Source organism: Bacillus sp. 5RYD7K (genome assembly GCF_059831465.1).
In genome coordinates, this window is the sequence record NZ_CP191200.1 from 1,151,671 (window position 1) to 1,167,431 (window position 15,761).

The 15,761-nt window shown below is 46.0% G+C and carries 18 protein-coding genes; 10 read left to right on the forward strand and 8 right to left on the reverse strand.

Going from position 1 to position 15,761, the window contains the following annotated elements:
- Positions 1–35 precede the first annotated feature (35 nt).
- The 3 genes from ACQE26_RS05790 to ACQE26_RS05800 all read right to left on the reverse strand — a co-directional run bounded on the left by ACQE26_RS05790 (position 36) and on the right by ACQE26_RS05800 (position 1,939).
- Positions 36–590 (reverse strand): HAAS signaling domain-containing protein, encoded by a 555-nt coding sequence (locus ACQE26_RS05790; protein WP_438420854.1) that lies wholly within the window; start codon positions 588–590, stop codon positions 36–38.
- Complete coding sequence (locus tag ACQE26_RS05795) at positions 591–905, reverse strand: PadR family transcriptional regulator (RefSeq protein ID WP_012118696.1); 315 nt, start codon at positions 903–905, stop codon at positions 591–593.
- A gap of 260 nt (positions 906–1,165) precedes the next feature.
- On the reverse strand, positions 1,166–1,939 hold the full coding sequence (locus ACQE26_RS05800) for an RsfA family transcriptional regulator (RefSeq protein ID WP_060964015.1): 774 nt from the start codon (positions 1,937–1,939) through the stop codon (positions 1,166–1,168).
- Between the two features lie 202 nt (positions 1,940–2,141).
- On the opposite strand from ACQE26_RS05800, the gene ACQE26_RS05805 reads away from it, so the two are divergent.
- The 3 genes from ACQE26_RS05805 to ACQE26_RS05815 all read left to right on the forward strand — a co-directional run bounded on the left by ACQE26_RS05805 (position 2,142) and on the right by ACQE26_RS05815 (position 4,368).
- On the forward strand, positions 2,142–2,366 hold the full coding sequence (locus ACQE26_RS05805) for a YuzB family protein (RefSeq protein ID WP_003151034.1): 225 nt from the start codon (positions 2,142–2,144) through the stop codon (positions 2,364–2,366).
- Positions 2,367–2,526: 160 nt separating this feature from the next.
- On the forward strand, positions 2,527–3,828 hold the full coding sequence (locus ACQE26_RS05810) for an HD domain-containing protein (RefSeq protein ID WP_500470947.1): 1,302 nt from the start codon (positions 2,527–2,529) through the stop codon (positions 3,826–3,828).
- A gap of 39 nt (positions 3,829–3,867) precedes the next feature.
- Complete coding sequence (locus ACQE26_RS05815) at positions 3,868–4,368, forward strand: YwgA family protein (RefSeq protein WP_007407653.1); 501 nt, start codon at positions 3,868–3,870, stop codon at positions 4,366–4,368.
- 63 nt (positions 4,369–4,431) lie between these two features.
- Here the strand turns inward: ACQE26_RS05815 and ACQE26_RS05820 are convergent, their stop codons facing one another.
- The gene (locus tag ACQE26_RS05820; protein ID WP_049627592.1) at positions 4,432–5,811 is read right to left on the reverse strand and encodes an amino acid permease; all 1,380 of its coding nucleotides are present in this window, start codon (positions 5,809–5,811) and stop codon (positions 4,432–4,434) included.
- Positions 5,812–6,182: 371 nt separating this feature from the next.
- Here ACQE26_RS05820 and ACQE26_RS05825 point away from each other — a divergent pair, with 371 nt between their 5' ends.
- Entirely contained in the window at positions 6,183–6,602 is a 420-nt protein-coding gene (locus tag ACQE26_RS05825) for a MarR family transcriptional regulator (RefSeq protein WP_003151040.1), read from the forward strand.
- Positions 6,603–6,640: 38 nt separating this feature from the next.
- Here the strand turns inward: ACQE26_RS05825 and thmT are convergent, their stop codons facing one another.
- Positions 6,641–6,829 (reverse strand): 2-hydroxymuconate tautomerase, encoded by a 189-nt coding sequence (gene thmT / locus ACQE26_RS05830; RefSeq protein WP_003151042.1) that lies wholly within the window; start codon positions 6,827–6,829, stop codon positions 6,641–6,643.
- 105 nt (positions 6,830–6,934) lie between these two features.
- On the opposite strand from thmT, the gene ACQE26_RS05835 reads away from it, so the two are divergent.
- From ACQE26_RS05835 to ACQE26_RS05845, 3 genes are all read left to right on the forward strand, one after another.
- Positions 6,935–7,594 (forward strand): site-2 protease family protein, encoded by a 660-nt coding sequence (locus tag ACQE26_RS05835; RefSeq protein ID WP_500470948.1) that lies wholly within the window; start codon positions 6,935–6,937, stop codon positions 7,592–7,594.
- A 12-nt stretch (positions 7,595–7,606) separates the two neighbouring features.
- A complete protein-coding gene (locus ACQE26_RS05840) occupies positions 7,607–8,125 on the forward strand; it encodes a YwhD family protein (protein ID WP_438420849.1) in 519 nt (172 codons plus the stop codon).
- Between the two features lie 142 nt (positions 8,126–8,267).
- Entirely contained in the window at positions 8,268–8,699 is a 432-nt protein-coding gene (locus ACQE26_RS05845) for a hypothetical protein (RefSeq protein ID WP_500470950.1), read from the forward strand.
- A 24-nt stretch (positions 8,700–8,723) separates the two neighbouring features.
- Here ACQE26_RS05845 and ACQE26_RS05850 read toward each other — a convergent pair whose 3' ends face one another.
- On the reverse strand, positions 8,724–10,796 hold the full coding sequence (locus ACQE26_RS05850) for a transglycosylase domain-containing protein (protein WP_500470952.1): 2,073 nt from the start codon (positions 10,794–10,796) through the stop codon (positions 8,724–8,726).
- A 199-nt stretch (positions 10,797–10,995) separates the two neighbouring features.
- Here ACQE26_RS05850 and speE point away from each other — a divergent pair, with 199 nt between their 5' ends.
- On the forward strand, positions 10,996–11,826 hold the full coding sequence (gene speE, locus ACQE26_RS05855) for a spermidine synthase (protein ID WP_003151052.1): 831 nt from the start codon (positions 10,996–10,998) through the stop codon (positions 11,824–11,826).
- Between the two features lie 58 nt (positions 11,827–11,884).
- The gene (gene speB, locus ACQE26_RS05860; RefSeq protein ID WP_099743984.1) at positions 11,885–12,757 is read left to right on the forward strand and encodes an agmatinase; all 873 of its coding nucleotides are present in this window, start codon (positions 11,885–11,887) and stop codon (positions 12,755–12,757) included.
- Between the two features lie 129 nt (positions 12,758–12,886).
- On the opposite strand, the gene ACQE26_RS05865 is transcribed toward speB, so the two are convergent.
- Both ACQE26_RS05865 and ACQE26_RS05870 read right to left on the reverse strand, forming a co-directional pair.
- Positions 12,887–13,006 carry a PhrC/PhrF family phosphatase-inhibitory pheromone gene (locus ACQE26_RS05865; protein ID WP_115996635.1) on the reverse strand — a complete coding sequence of 40 codons (120 nt, stop codon included), beginning with the start codon at positions 13,004–13,006 and terminating at the stop codon, positions 12,887–12,889.
- Positions 12,990–14,135, reverse strand: coding sequence for a response regulator aspartate phosphatase (locus ACQE26_RS05870; RefSeq protein ID WP_500470953.1), 1,146 nt, complete (start codon positions 14,133–14,135; stop codon positions 12,990–12,992). The genes ACQE26_RS05865 and ACQE26_RS05870 overlap by 17 nt, the downstream gene beginning before the upstream one ends.
- Before the next feature lie 231 nt (positions 14,136–14,366).
- Here ACQE26_RS05870 and ACQE26_RS05875 point away from each other — a divergent pair, with 231 nt between their 5' ends.
- Positions 14,367–15,761 carry a YncE family protein gene (locus tag ACQE26_RS05875; RefSeq protein ID WP_500470955.1) on the forward strand — a complete coding sequence of 465 codons (1,395 nt, stop codon included), beginning with the start codon at positions 14,367–14,369 and terminating at the stop codon, positions 15,759–15,761.

A 15,761-nucleotide genomic window follows, 5' to 3' on the forward strand; every position in this document is an offset into this window, starting at 1 on the left:
CGATCAGACCGGCGGCGATTAAAATGAGAGCAATGCTATACCACATTTTCCGATTCAATGGTTTCCCTCCTTACAACGCTGACATTCCATTTGAAATAGCGCAAAAAGATGCGGAATATCAGTTTCGAAAGATCAAATCCGGCCATAAACACTGCCATACCGGCTCCGAGGACAATACATCCGTTAAAGATGGCTGTTACAATCGGCACTTTTACGAGGAGAAAGAATGATCCGGTCATCAGCATAAGGCCGATCGCCATCAAACTTAACACCGTAACAGAGGCAAAAAGAAACGGTGTCAGCATAAACATGAAGTTGAACATGCCCATACCCAGCAGCAGGCCGAATGCCTTGAAAAAGGAGCGCCATGTCTTCTGCTCCTGGGCATTATTGATGAAAATATCCGCTTTTAGAGTGCGCGCAAGTGTTTTTGGATTACCTAAATTGCCGGCGATTTGTTCATCGCTTTTACCTTCAGCCCCGCCCATGTCAAATATTTCGCTGATATCCGCGAGTATCTCTTTTTGCTCAAATTCCGGCAGGTCTTTTATTTCCCGCCGGAGATGTTTTAAATATTGGTCTTTACACATTCATTTTCCCTCCTTAATGATGCTGTTCACTTTTTCGGACAGGTCAAGCCATTCCGATTTTAATGTGTGATGATAAAAGGCGCCTTCTTCTGTTACTTTGTAATATTTGCGTGACGGGCCTTGATCTGAAGCCGCAGTATACGTTTTTAAATAGTTATTTTTTGTGAGTCTTCGTAATATGGGGTAGATGGTGCCCTCCGATACAGGGAACGTTTCACTGATGATCTTGATTAATTCATAACCATATAAATCTTCATAAAGAAGCAGGGATAACACACAAAGTTCCAACGCTCCTTTTCGTAATTGGCTACTCATTTACTATCATTCCCATCATATCTAATAATTGTATTCTCTATACAGTGTATTGCACAGTAGTTAATCAAGCAATAATTCCCAAGAACCATTTGGGGTGAGGAATTGAATCTTTATGCTTATGTGCGGGCGGGAACCGAGATATGCAGGCCTTGCGGGAAGAAGATCCTGAACAATGTTTACATTAATATAGATCAGGCTGTACGTCATTGACAAATGGCAAAAACCCCTTTTTCCATGACAAGGAAAGGGGGGTTTTTCCGTTATTCGGCCATTTTTTCTAAATTGCCGTTCCGGTCCATTTTGAAGGACGGGGAGGCGTGTTCGTCTTCTTCAAATAAAACTAGTTTTCTGGCTCTGTTCATAATTTTAACCAAGGTTTCGTAGTCTTCCTGAATGGTTTTTTGGTCTTTTTCGAGCTTTTCGACGGCCGCTTCCAGCTGCTCTGTTTTAGACTGCAATTCTTGGTTTTCCCGTTTTAAACGGTCATTTTCCATTTGCAGGGCGGAAGTTTGCTTTCCGCTGCCTTCATAGCTCTGCAGAAATTGAATGACGTCTGCCATTGTGAGCTCCGCCTTTTGGCTCGGCTGCTGAGGCGCCAGCAAATGTGATAAACTAGCTAACTCTTCCTTGAAGCTTTCATCGACATAAGGCATATGTTCGCCGGACATGACGGCTTGCCGGTCTTCTTTAGGCGCTTCTGCTTGAACCGTCTCTTCGGCTGCGGTTTCCTGCATGATATCCGCTTCCGGAGCAGGCGGCTGATATAATAGTTTCTTCTTGGCCGGCTGTCCGTTTCCGAGCGCGCGCATCCGCTGTTTCCGCTGTTTTTTGGCGAGCTGAAGCGCTTTTTCGTATTGATGGCGGACGACGGCATTCCATCTGAATCCGCACGCTGCCGACGTTCTGTTTAATTTATCGCCTACCTCTTCAAAGGCGTTCAGCTGTGTGCTTCCTTCCCGAACGTGACGGAGCACGGTTTCCGCAAGCAGCAGGTCGTTTTCCTCTGACCAGGCGTCCTGTCTTTGTTTTGTCAATGTTCTCAACCCCCAATATCTTTGATGGTATTAGAATGTCCAGATTGGAAAATATTTATACAAATTGGCTGAAAGAATGAGAGATACGCAGAGCCTTGCAGGATAAGATGAATCCTTGTACAATGAGATGTGATGTGATTTTTTTCGTTTTTAAAATTAAGATTTAACATAGAGGAACATTGAATGAAGGGAAGCGTACATCATGGCTAATGAATTCCGAGTGTGTGATGATTGCCAAGCCACCAATATTAAGACATTGCTGCCGCGTTTAAAAGAAGCTGACCCGGATGCAAAAGTGGAGGTCGGCTGTCAGTCATATTGCGGGCCCGGACGCAAAAAATCATTTGCTTTCGTAAACAACCGCCCGCTGTCGGCGCCGACTGAGGACGAGCTGATTGAGAAAGTGAAAAAGAAGATCAAAAAGTAAATGTGTGTTTTCGACAGCCTCGCCCGATGGGTCAGGCTTTTTTGCTTCAAAAAAATCAGTTTCGGAAAAAGTGGAACAAAACGCCGGACAAATTCAAGGATGTTTTCAAAAGACTGAGCCGATATAATAGAATCACGGCTAAAAAAAAGAGGGAATGACGATGGCGTATCCAAATGGAAAATTATCAGAAGAAAAAGTGTTTAAAGATCCCGTTCACCGCTATGTTCATGTGCGGGACAAGCTGATCTGGGATTTGATCGGCACCCGTGAATTTCAGCGGCTGCGCCGGATCAAACAGCTCGGTACGACGTATTTGACGTTTCACGGCGCGGAACACAGCCGTTTTAACCATTCTCTCGGCGTCTATGAGATTGTCAGAAGAATGGTTGACGATGTTTTTAAGGGGCGCCCTGAATGGGATGACAATGAACGCGAACTCTGTCTCAGCGCCGCGCTTTTGCATGATTTGGGACATGGGCCGTTTTCGCATTCCTTTGAAAAGGTTTTTCATCTGGATCATGAAGACTTTACGAGAGAAATTATTCTCGGCGATACCGAGGTGAATCAGGTTCTCAGAAAGGCGGGACCCCGATTTCCGCAGGATGTTGCAGAAGTCATTGCTAAAACATACAGAAACAAACAGGTGGTCAGCCTGATTTCGAGCCAGATTGACGCCGACCGGATGGATTATCTTCAGCGGGACGCGTACTATACGGGCGTCAGCTACGGACATTTTGATATGGAACGGATTTTAAGGGTGATGCGTCCGCGTGAGGACCAGATCGTCATTAAGCAAAGCGGCATGCACGCCGTCGAAGACTATATTATGAGCCGCTATCAAATGTATTGGCAGGTGTATTTTCATCCCGTGACGAGAAGCGCTGAAGTCATTTTGACGAAAATCCTCCACCGTGCGAAGCAGCTCCATGAAGAAGGGTATATCTTCACGCATGCTCCCGTTCATTTTTATTCCATCTTTGAAGGGAAGCTGACGCTTGAGGATTATCTGAAGCTTGATGAAGCCATCATTTTATATTATTTCCAGGCTTGGGAGGATGAAGAGGATCTGATTCTGTCCGACTTGTGCCGCCGCTTTATTAACCGCCAGCTGTTTCAGTATGCCGAATTTAACCCGAATGAGGAAATGTCGGCTTATTTTGAACTGACCGCTCTGTTTAAAGAGGCGGGAATTGATCCCAATTATTATTTGGTGGTCGATTCTTCATCGGATCTGCCGTATGATTTTTACCGTCCGGGTGAAGAGGAGGAGCGTCTGCCGATTCATCTGTTAACACAGAACGGCCAGATCAAAGAGCTGTCCAGGCAGTCCGCCATTGTTGAATCCATTTCGGGAAAACTGCGGACGGATCATAAGCTGTACTATCCGATGGACCTCATTTATGACGATTCAGAAAACCCTGAAGCAAAATTAAAAATCCGGCAGCTGCTGGGACTGACATAAAAGGATTTTGGTAAAGAAGGAAAAGGAGATGTCGGGAATTTGTTGAAAGAACATGCAAAACTGATGAAGGTGTTCTCGGATTCTGGAGAAATCATCGGGCGGAAAAAGCTGCAGAAAATCATTTATATCGCGAAGAAAATGCAGTATCCTTTCTACGAAAAATATGATTTTCATTTTTACGGCCCGTATTCCGAAGAACTGACGCTTCGAATTGAAGAACTGTGCAATCTTGGTTTTCTGGATGAGGTGAAGGAAAAAAAGGGCGGCTACTTTCAATACCGGTATTCGCTGACGGAGACGGGCGCTGAGTTTTTACATCACGCGGAGCTGACGATGCCGGATATGAAGAAGTACATCGACAGCGTCAACAGCCGCTCATCCCGGTTTCTGGAGCTGGTGTCTACGATTTTGTATTTTGACGGCCTTGAAGCTGAGGAAAAGAAAGAGAAAGTGTTTACGATCAAGAGCAAGCAGAAATATACAGATGAAGAATATGATGAGGCGCTTCACTACATAGAAGAGCTGAAACACATTTGTTAAAGGCGATGGCTTTCGTCTTTTTTTATGTAAAAACCAGGCCGCAAAATGCGGGCCTGGTTTTGTTTATTGTCTCAATTTGCTGTGCTTGTACGAATATAAAAAGTAAACGATCACGCCGATGATCAGCCAGGCGGCAAAATAAAGCCACGTTTTCAGCGGCAGATTGACCATTAAAAACAAACAGCAGATAATGGCCAAAATCGGCAGTACGGGAACGAAAGGCACTTTAAATCCCCGAGGCAGATCTTTATGAGTGCGGCGCAGAATCAGCACGGACAGACTGACCATGGCAAATGTCAATAGCGCACCGATGTTTGAGAGATCTGACAGCTCTTTCAGATCAACAAAACCCGCGATGCATGCGCTGATCAGTCCGATCAGCCACGTATTAAAGATCGGCGCTCCCGATTTCTTTCCGACAATGGTAAAGACTTTCGGCAGCATTCCGTCTCTTGCCATCGCAAAAGATATACGGGTCGCCGCATACGTATGGGCGAGAACGACGGCCATCAGTCCGATCACCGCTCCGGCAGCGATCACGCCTGCCACCGCATTTTGTCCGACAGTCTGCAATACATAAGACATGGCTTCCGGCACATTAAGCTGTGTATACGGAACCATCCCCGTCATGACGAGACAGACAATGACGTATACTAATGTACAGATCACCAGTGAACCGATAATGCCGATCGGCAGGTTGCGCTGCGGTTTTTTGACCTCTTCAGCCGAAGCGGAAATCGCGTCAAACCCGAGAAACGCAAAAAAGACAGCAGAAGCCCCGGTGATGACGCCTTTCATTCCAAAAGGCATAAAAGGATGCCAATTGCCCGGCTTCACAAAAAAGCTGCCTGTGATGATAAACAGCAAAACAATTCCGATTTTTACGAGAACCATTATATTATTAAATGTTTTGCTCTCTTTGGAGCCGCGTGACAGAACGACCGCAATTAATAGAGTAATGATGATGGCAGGAAGGTTGACGATGCCCCCCTGGCTCGGCACGTGCAGCAGACTGTCCGGCAAAGGCATGCCGATTTCGGCTAACAGATTATTGAAATAACTTGACCAGCCGCTTGCGACCGCGGATGCCGTCACCATATAAACGGATAAGAGCGTCCAGCCCATTAAATGGCCGATGATTTCTCCCATCGTCGTGTAAGAGTAAATATAAGCACTTCCGTAAACCGGGAGAACAGAAGCGATTTCGGCGTAACATAATGCTGCAAGGCTGCAGACAACGGCTGCAATGATAAAAGAAAAGATAACGGAAGGCCCGGCGTTTTTCGCGGCCGTAATGCCTGTAAGGACCATGACACCCGTCCCGATGACGGCGCCGATGCCCAGTAATGTTAAATCAAATCCACCCATCGTTTTGGCAGTCTGCCTGTTTCTGCTTTGTTCAAGCAGCTGGGTGATGTCTTTTTTTTGTAGGATATTCCGCAACACGCATCCCTCCATCCGAAAGCAAAAACCAAGAGAAGCTCTTTGGCTTTTACCCGTGTCACATCTTCTGTGTAATCAACAATCCTGTGTTCTGTTTCCCTGTCTGTTTCGTTTCTTTTCTTTTCCAATCATATTGTCTGCCGCATCCGATCAGATCAGCCGCCTTTATGATTTTACCTGAATCGTCTCTATAAAACCAGCATTGCATAAAAGGATATGGTAAAAAAGAGGGAGACAAAAGTCTGTACAGGGCAGGATAAAAGTTGCGGGCATTCCGGCCGGAATTTTGACTTTCTCCGTAAGGTATCAGTAAAATGTAATAAAAAACTAACAAATGATGATGGATGCATCTTGAAATGGGGAGTTTCTGCATGAAGCACGATAACTTGCAAGCAAATGTACTGGATTACGCTCTTACAAAGTATTTAAAGAGCACGAAAAAGCTTGATGAGGCGACAATTCCGAAGAGTATCAACAATATCAGAGGATTTATTCTGAGGATTATTTACCGGCACGGCACGTGCACGATTAAAGATATATTGCAGGAGGTCACATTATCACCTTCCGCCACGACAACCGCTCTCAATCATTTAGAAAAAGAAGGGTTCGTGGAAAGGTCGAGAAACAACGAAGACCGCCGCACGGTATGGATGACGCTTTCCGAATCGGGAAAAATGGCGGCCATGCAAATGATTGAAAACCGGCAGCTGCTGATTGACGAACTGTTCGAAGCATTGACAGAGGAAGAAAAGAAAATCTTTTTCAGCCTGGTTGAAAAGGTTGTGAAATAAGCCGGCCTGCCTGCGGCAGCGCCGGCCTTTATCAAGGATTACTCCGTATCGCTGATCCGTTTGCCGGCGACGGCGTAATGATCCTTTCTCATTTCTTCAATCATGACAATGATCTTTTCTTCGGCTGCGCCTGTCGTTTCTTTGACGGCTTCTGTTACTTTTTCAACCAGATTCCGTTTTTGTTCATCTGTGCGGCCTTCAAGCATTTTAACGGTTACGAGCGGCATGGTGCTGATCCTCCTTTATCGTTTCCTCTCTTTGGAAGAGAGATCACTTATAGTATACTGAATGAAGGACAATCTTGCATTTTTAAAAAAAGGGGATTTTTACATTTGGACAGATTTTTATATTATCCGCTGGAGCTTATGCCCTATGTCGTAATTACGCTGATCGTGGCATTTACGATGCATGAACTGGCGCACGCGTATGTCGCGTATCGGTTCGGTGATGATACAGCGGCCAGACAGGGAAGATTAACGCTCAATCCGATTAAACATCTTGATGTTTTCGGAACCATTCTTATTTTGGTCGCGGGTTTCGGCTGGGCCCGTCCGGTGCCGGTGAACCGCCGCGCCTTTAAAAGACCGCGGCTGGCCGGGGTGCTGGTTTCCGTCGCGGGGCCTGTAAGCAACCTGCTTCTTGCCTTTATCGGTTTCTTTTTGCTAGTGTTGATGCATGCTTACGGAATGGAGCTGCTTTCGGCATTCAGCATGGGGCTTGACCGCTTTTTCTCTATTTGGATTCAGCTGAATCTCGCGCTTTGTTTATTCAACCTGCTGCCGCTTCCTCCGCTTGACGGCTACCGGATGATTGAGGATCTCGTGCCGCCGCGGGTGCGCGCGAAAATGACTCAATTTGAGAGCTACGGGATCATCGTGTTTCTCGTGCTGTTTGTGACACCGGTCGGCTCTTATGTCGTGTGGCCGCTGTTAAGCGAGGGAAGAGACTGGGTTCTCAAGGTTTTTGCCATTATATTTCAACCGCTTTTGTAGGAGGGTATTTTCATGGAAGAAAAAAAGAAAAAAACAATCGGATTTAATATCATTAAAAGTGATCCGACCGACGGACATGGCGGTTTCGGCGCCGGATCGCTGAGCCTTGACAATATTTCTCCGGTATTTGTCGATGTGGAAGAGAAGGAAGCCTTCGTCGATATCGGCGCGATGCACGCCCGCAGTGTCGTGGAAAAAGGGATCAAATTCCTGCCGAACAAGGATGAAGTGCCGAACGGAAAACCGTACTGGCTCGTCTGGGTCACCATTGACAGAAAAGAAGAAGGCCCTTATTACGCGGGTGTGACGGCTTGTGAAATGACAGTGGACAGAAGTATCCGCAGAGGCTATAAGTCATTGCCGGAGCATGTGAATTTAATGGATAAATCAATGAAGCGCCGCATTATCGTGGATAAAATGGATGACAGCTCAAAGCAGGTGCTTGCTGAATTTCTTCAGAAGCATGACCAAGGGCTCTGGGAACGATCATCTGATGAATTGAAGACGGGTCTGCTTCCGGAAGAAAAATAATTTGTGAACTTTTTGTGAACTTTATAAATATTTGCACTATTTTACATTTTTACTGAGTAAACTGTTGATACAGAATCAGGACATGGAAAGTCCCGAGCCGAACCAAGACTCGGGGTTTTTCATGTTTAGCGGAGGTTTCATCATGTTCACCGTATTTGAAATCGGGCCTTGGGTCATTGAAGCAGATGCGGCGGAAACGAGAAAACAATATGAAAAATCATGGGCTGATCCTTGCGATTGCGGGAGCTGCCGGAACTTTTCCGAGGCGATGAATCTCCTTCCCGCCGAGAAAACAAGGCTGTTTACGCAGTTTGGGATTCGTCCGGCTGTCTGTCACGACTTGGGGGAGCATGGAAAGGAAAACGGCCTGCATCATTATGCGGGCAGTTATCCGATTGTCGGCAGGCTTAGGGAAGGCGGGCCGAAGTTTCATATTGAGAGAGCGGGAGATATCCGCTTTTCATTTTCTTTGCCGAGTACAACATTTTTTATACCGAAGGATTTTCCCGATCCTATTATTCATCTCGACTTTTCACTCTTGCTCCCGTGGGTGCTTGAGAAAGAAGCGGAGTAAAGCCCGGCGCACGATGCACCGGGCTTAGTCTTTTTTGCCGAGCCACTTATCCCACCACTTTCTGCGCGGAGGTTCCTTGCGGGTGGGAGCGTGTTCCTTTTCTTTTTTAGACGGTTCCGGTCCGTAGCACACATCGGCTGGCTCTGTGCCTGCGATGAAATACGTATAATGCTTTGCGGCGCATCCGGGTCCGGAAGTGTAGCCGGAAGCGGGATCGATATAGACGCCCGTGACGCCCTTCGGCGGTTTAAAGGCCATTTCCGGTTCTCCTTTAAGCGCCTTCTCCATAAAGTCCGCCCAAATGGTCTTCGCATAGCTTTTTTCCTCTACGGAATCAATCGTGCTGCTTTTGTCATAGCCTGTCCAAACACCGGCAGCAAGAGCGGGATTAAAGCCGATCATCCAGCTGTCCGCGCTCGTGGTGCCTGATTTCCCGCCGTACGTCCGGGTCAGCCTGTCTGAAATGGTTCGTCCTGTGACGGAAGTATAGCCGTTTAAATCTTGATCAAACATGCCCGTCATCATGCTCGCCGTCACAAATGCGGCTTTTTTATCGAGCGCCTGCTGATGTCTGCGCGGCTGTTCATACAAGACATTGCCGGCAGTATCCGTCACTTTTGTGATAAAGGAAGGGGTGATTTGTTTCCCCCCGTTTGCGAGCATCGCGTAGGCATTGACCATTTCAATCGGGCGCACGGGTTCAGTTCCGAGCGCCAGAGACGGAAGGGGCTTTAAATGTTCGCTGATGCCGAATTCCTTTGCCGCCGACACGAGCTTATTCGTGCCGAGAAAGAGATGGGTCTTCACGGCATAGATGTTGTCTGATAACGCAAGCGCCTGAAGCAGCGTAATCGGTTTATTGGCGTAGTAGCCGTTGTAATTGCTTGGAGAATAAGTATCTCCGTTATCGTCAATCTGAAACTCTGTTTCTTCGCTTTTCATCAGCGTGACCGGAGTAAAGCCGCTTTGAATCGCTTTGTAGTATAAAAGCGGCTTGATCGTGGAAGCCGGCTGGCGTTTCGCCTGTGTCGCCCGGTCAAACGGGCTTTTTTCGTAATCACGTCCGCCGATCAGCGCAAGCACGCGCCCTGTTGCCGGATCAATCGCGGAAAAGCCGACCTGAATGTCAGAGCCGGTACGGATCGTATGTGCCACAGTGTTTTCTGCGATCCGCTGCATGCGCTTATCAAGCGTTGTATAAACACGCAGCCCGCTCGTCGTCAGCTGTTCGTGCGTCATCCCAAGCTTTTTCTCGAGTTCTTTCATCGCATCATCGTAAAAATAAGGTGCCGTTTTCGCCGCGGTTCTGTTTTTCAGCGGCTGATAGGCAAGCGGTGTTTTCTTGAGTTTTTCCGCCTTTTCTTTTGAGATCATTTTCTGTTCGGTCATCAATCGGAGAATGGTTTCCTGGCGCTGTTTAGCCTTCTTTTCACTGACATAAGGCGAATAGCCGGACGGGCCTTTCGGTATGCCTGCCAGAAGCACGGCTTCCGCATCGTTCAGATCTTTGGCGTGTTTGCCGAAATAAAGGCGGGAGGCGGCTTCAATTCCATATGCGCCGTGGCCGTAATATATCGTATTTACATAACCTTCTAAAATCTCGTTTTTAGAATAGTTCTGTTCAAGGCGGATCGTATAAAATGCTTCATTCCATTTTCGTTTCCATGTCTTATCATGCTCAAGATAGAGGTTTCTTGCGTATTGCTGGGTGATGGTGCTGGCGCCCTGAACCTTGGCCATTGCTTTAATATCAGCAAGCGCGGCAGCGGCCATCCGCCGGTAATCAAATCCATGGTGGCTGTAAAAGTTTTGATCTTCTACCGCAATGGCGGCCTGAACCGCCATCGGATTAATATCTTTTAACCGGACCCAGTAGCGTTTTTCACCGAAATCGGTCTCTCCCAGCTTTGAGCCGTCGTTTGCATAAAGAATCGTAGACTGAGGGACCCGGACGGAGGGGGCGCCCTGCCATTTCGCTGCAAGAAGAACGGATGTGAAGCAGACGCCGGCCAGCATTCCGCCGATCAGTGTCAGAAAGATGCAGGCGCGGATGATTTTGAGCGTGATTCTAAGCTGTTTTCCAGGTACTTTATCCACTTTTGGGAACCCCCTTTTTCATGATTCTATTATTATGTGAAAAAAGGGGGTTTTTTAAACATATCAAACCGGACACTTCTTTACTTTTTCCCCTCCATCCTCTATACTTTTTCCTTAGGTGAAAATGAGATTTTAACCGGAATAAAAGCGAAACAGACGCTTACAATAAATGAAATAAGCCTTGAAAGGGAGATGACAATTGAGCGAGCTTTGGTATACGGAGAAGCAGACGAAGAATTTCGGCATTACATTAAAGGTGAAACAAACATTACATACTGAACAGACGGAATTTCAGCATCTGGAAATGGTAGAGACAGAAGAATTCGGAAACATGCTGTTCTTAGACGGAATGGTCATGACTTCTGAAAAAGACGAATTCGTTTATCATGAAATGGTTGCACACGTACCGTTATTTACGCACCCGAATCCGGAAAACGTCCTCGTTGTGGGCGGCGGAGACGGCGGTGTCATCAGAGAGATTCTGAAGCACCCAAGCGTAAAAAAAGCGACGCTTGTCGACATTGACGGCAAGGTCATTGAATACTCTAAAAAATTTCTTCCGTCCATTGCGGGCAAACTTGATGACCCGCGCGTCGATGTAAGAGTCGATGACGGCTTCATGCACATTGCAAAATCAGAAAATGAGTATGACGTCATCATGGTTGATTCAACAGAGCCGGTCGGGCCGGCCGTCAATCTGTTCTCAAAAGGCTTCTATGCCGGAATTTCCAAGGCGTTAAAAGAAGACGGCATCTTCGTCGCGCAGACGGACAACCCGTGGTTTACGCCGGAACTGATTACAAACGTGCAGCGTGACGTGAAAGAAATCTTCCCGATCACCCGCCTGTATACGGCCAATATCCCGACGTACCCAAGCGGTCTGTGGACATTTACAATCGGTTCTAAAAAGTACGATCCGCTTGAGGTCGAGGACAGCCGTTTCTTCGACATCGACACGAAGTATTACACGAAAGAGCTTCACAAAGCGGCATTTGTTCTTCCGAAATTTGTGAGCGACTTAATCAAATAAAAATGTATGGCGCAGGAGCGAATCTTGCGCTTTTTTACAGGAAAGCGAGGGTTTTATCATGAGATTTGATGAAGCTTATTCAGGAAAAGTATTTATCGCAAGCCGTCCCGACTGGAAAGAGGCGGACGCCATCCTTTACGGCATGCCGATGGATTGGACGGTCAGCTACCGCCCGGGCTCACGCTTCGGCCCAAACAGAATTCGCGAGGTGTCTATCGGTCTTGAAGAATACAGTCCGTATCTCGACCGTGATCTGGCTGATTTGAATTTCTTTGACGCCGGCGACATTCCGCTTCCGTTCGGGAATCCGCAAAGAAGCCTTGATATGATTGAGGAATACGTGGACAGCATTTTAGAAAAAGGAAAGTTCCCGCTCGGCATGGGAGGGGAGCACCTTGTGTCATGGCCTGTCATGAAAGCCATGTATAAAAAGTTTCCGGACCTTGCCATCATTCATTTTGACGCGCACACCGACCTGCGCACGGATTATGAAGGCGAACCGCTTTCCCACTCTACTCCGATCCGCAAAGCGGCGGAGCTCATCGGGCCGCAGAACGTATTTTCATTCGGCATCCGTTCCGGAATGAAGGAAGAATTTGAATGGGCGAAAGAAAACGGCATGCACATTTCTAAGTTTGAAGTGCTTGAGCCGCTGAAAAAAGTGCTGCCGCAGCTCGCGGGACGTCCTGTTTACGTCACCATTGATATTGACGTTCTTGACCCCGCTCATGCGCCGGGAACGGGCACGGTTGACGCAGGAGGCATCACGTCTAAGGAATTGCTCGCCTCCATCCATGAAATCGCGCGCTCAGAAGTCAACGTAAAAGGCGCTGACCTCGTAGAAGTCGCACCGGTCTATGACCACTCAGAACAAACCGCAAACACGGCAAGCAAGATGATCCGTGAAATGCTGCTTGGGTTTGTGAAGTAGAAAGAAAAAACCCGGAATAATAGGGCAGAAGAAGCCTTTGTTCCGGGTTTTTGTAATAGAATCTATCTCTTGAATAAAAAAACTCAAGGGGATTGTTGCAAACCTAGAGTGAAATCTTTCATTATAAATTCAGATCATTGCACGTTCAGATATATAATAATGAGGAGTTAAACTATTCGTTATTCCTGCTGATACTAATAGCGTACTCACAGCAAAACAGACTATAAGTAATTTATACTTCAATTTCATATAAATTCACTCCTCCTTCGATCTGTTGTCTGGCTTCTTCAACTTTTAAAAAGTAGACAGAAGCTTTTTTATATTCTTCTTTTGTGTAATAATATTTAGCTACATCAAGGGCTAATTCCTCAATATCAGCATACATCAATTTACTTTCAAGAAAATGCAGACAATCATTTATTAATATATCTCTTGGATTCGGCTCGTATAAATATTCCAAAAATTTAAATTTCTCCTCGTAAATTATATCCTCTATTTCCTTACATATTGAGACACCTTTTTTATGATAATCGTACGCGTTATCTATATTTTCCAACTTATAATAAATCTGTGTAAGTAAGAAGTAGGGCTGCGGAAGTGAGTGAATCATTTGAGCTTTTTCAAAAACAGCTATGGCTTCTTTTAAATGAGGAATGGCTTCATCTTTATTGTTTTGATTATTGTAGCATAAAGCGATGTTAAAAAGTGTTCTCCCCATTAATTGAGGCTGCTGATCCAGTTCAGCCATCGTATATGCTTTTTGAAAGTGGGATATTGCATGATCATATTGCTTTACATCAAGATAATTAGCGCCAAACAAAGAATGGCACTGAGTCAACCTAATGCTATAATTATCCCCATTTTTATAAATTAAATAAGCTTGCCGCGCATAGTCCATTGAAACATAGGTTTGTTTCATATAGTAATAGACTTCTGACATCTTAAAGTAAAATTCCGCTTTTTCTATCTGATCTGTAACGTACGTCAATTTGCTTTCAGCTTTCTTAAAAAACTGAATCGCTGAAAGATACTCACGGCATTCCAGCTCATACATCCCCCGGAAAAAATTAAAATAATAATCAAGGCGTCCGGTCAGCTGGGCCTGCTTTTTATCAATATCCGCGAGCAGATCCGATAGTCTCGGCTGTTCTTCTATCCGCTGCGATTCCAGCGGTTCGAGGTATTCGAGCATCAGATTGTGACGGAATTCCATGAGAGAATAGTACAGATGAAGATCCTGGTCATCTTCCAGGCTTGCAAGCTCTTCTTTGATTTCTCTCCGCAAGTACTCGGCGTCCGGGATGCTGAACCTTCGAATGTACATATACCATTCGTTGATTTTTTCTCCAACCGCTGAAGACGATACAACACTCGCCACTATTCCGAATCCCTCCCTTCCACGTTATGTATATGACATATTTTATCATTTTCATTCGGAAGGATAACGCAAAAATACCGCAATGTTTTCTTTCGTTAAAACCGCATGTCTGCGGATATCATTTCAAAAATCCGCTATGATCCCCGACAATTTGTACAAGCAAACAAATACACCTTCCCATATTCTGTTGTATCTGCGCGAGCAGTGTATGTCTGAAAAGGAAGTGAAGATATGAGAAATAACAAGCTTTCCTTTAAAGAAAAAGCAGGAGCCGCACAAGAAGAATGTTTATGTTTTTGCGAGGAAGAAGCAAGCCGTGAAGTGATGTTTCAAGCGCCGATTGAATTGCCTGAGGGGTTTGTCGTTGATCCGGCTGAAGCTGTTGCAAACGTGACGTGGAACGCAGACAGCCTTTCTTGTGTCATTGAACGCTGTTTCATTGAGACGGGTCCTGAGCCTGATGAAATCGGTATTCAATTCGCAGTGCGCCTGCAGGGAACTGTTACGCTTCTCGTCAGTGTCTCACCAGTGCGAAATCAATATGGACAAGGGGACGGGTCTGTTTCTGTCATCCGCAATGCAGAGATTGACCAAGTCGTCTATTATTCTGATGAACCCGATGATTGCCCGGTTGTCAGTGACATTACGATCGAGAACCTTGTTGTCGTTCCGCCATTCTATGGCAGTCCTTTATCAGTGACGGGCACGATTGTGCTTGTGCCGGAACCGGATCAGCGATCTTACGTGTTTACTGTAAACACTGGAGACAGCACGGTTTCTGTCATTGATGCTAAGGTGAATACTCTTGTAAGTACCATTTCTTTATCTGATATCCCGACTGATTTGGGTGTTACCTTGGATAAAGAGTATACGTATGTTCTCCATAGGAATGCGAATCTTGTATCGATCATTAACAACGAAACATTAACGGTTACACAAACCATCCCTCTTGCAGGAGCCCCAAGAAAAATCCAGTTTGAAACTGGGGGAGAATTTGCTTATATTCTCGCAGGAGGCAGCTCCGTTTATGAAATTAATATTTCCTCGCAAACCATTACCAATACGTTCACGGTGTCACCCGCTGCGGACGATTTTGCCCTAGACCCTAACGGACAGTTTTTCTATACGACCAACTCTGTAATTTGGGTCGTTAATAAATATGACTTAAACACCGGACAGCTGATCGAAAGTTTAAGTAACTTTGAAACACCAAATTTAATTGTCACCCCGATAATAGGGGATTTTGCTTATCTGGAAAATGGTGAGCTAGGGCCGAATGCCGTTTCTGTGATAGATTTGACAACATTTAGCGAATCTTCACGAATTAACAGACTGTTTGACGGTTTAATTACAATTGTTTTTTCTGCTGACGGGACTCGTGCGTTTTTCCTTGAGCCCTATTTTGAGGCATTCCCGGAGAATCTCACTGTCGTAGATACAGCGCAGCATACTTTTATAACAACTGCCTCTCTCCCCGGCGTCTCTGATCTCGTCGTAACACCTGATAATCAGTACATTTATGGAGCACAGCCCGACGACAATACCGTGACCGTGTACCGCACGAGCGATTATACAGCTGTGACGGTGATCCCGGTTGGCACGGGTCCGTCTGCGATTGCAATGTAG

What these genes read in the sequence shown, in the direction of transcription:
- speB (WP_099743984.1), top strand. Translation starts at nt 11,885, where the DNA reads ATGAGATTTGATGAAGCTTATTCAGGAAAAGTATTTATCGCAAGCCGT.
- ACQE26_RS05790 (WP_438420854.1), bottom strand. Translation starts at nt 590, where the DNA reads ATGTGTAAAGACCAATATTTAAAACATCTCCGGCGGGAAATAAAAGAC.
- ACQE26_RS05840 (WP_438420849.1), top strand. Translation starts at nt 7,607, where the DNA reads ATGGAAGAAAAAAAGAAAAAAACAATCGGATTTAATATCATTAAAAGT.
- ACQE26_RS05825 (WP_003151040.1), top strand. Translation starts at nt 6,183, where the DNA reads ATGAAGCACGATAACTTGCAAGCAAATGTACTGGATTACGCTCTTACA.
- ACQE26_RS05795 (WP_012118696.1), bottom strand. Translation starts at nt 905, where the DNA reads ATGAGTAGCCAATTACGAAAAGGAGCGTTGGAACTTTGTGTGTTATCC.
- thmT (WP_003151042.1), bottom strand. Translation starts at nt 6,829, where the DNA reads ATGCCGCTCGTAACCGTTAAAATGCTTGAAGGCCGCACAGATGAACAA.
- ACQE26_RS05865 (WP_115996635.1), bottom strand. Translation starts at nt 13,006, where the DNA reads ATGAAATTGAAGTATAAATTACTTATAGTCTGTTTTGCTGTGAGTACG.
- ACQE26_RS05875 (WP_500470955.1), top strand. Translation starts at nt 14,367, where the DNA reads ATGAGAAATAACAAGCTTTCCTTTAAAGAAAAAGCAGGAGCCGCACAA.
- ACQE26_RS05810 (WP_500470947.1), top strand. Translation starts at nt 2,527, where the DNA reads ATGGCGTATCCAAATGGAAAATTATCAGAAGAAAAAGTGTTTAAAGAT.
- ACQE26_RS05845 (WP_500470950.1), top strand. Translation starts at nt 8,268, where the DNA reads ATGTTCACCGTATTTGAAATCGGGCCTTGGGTCATTGAAGCAGATGCG.
- ACQE26_RS05805 (WP_003151034.1), top strand. Translation starts at nt 2,142, where the DNA reads ATGGCTAATGAATTCCGAGTGTGTGATGATTGCCAAGCCACCAATATT.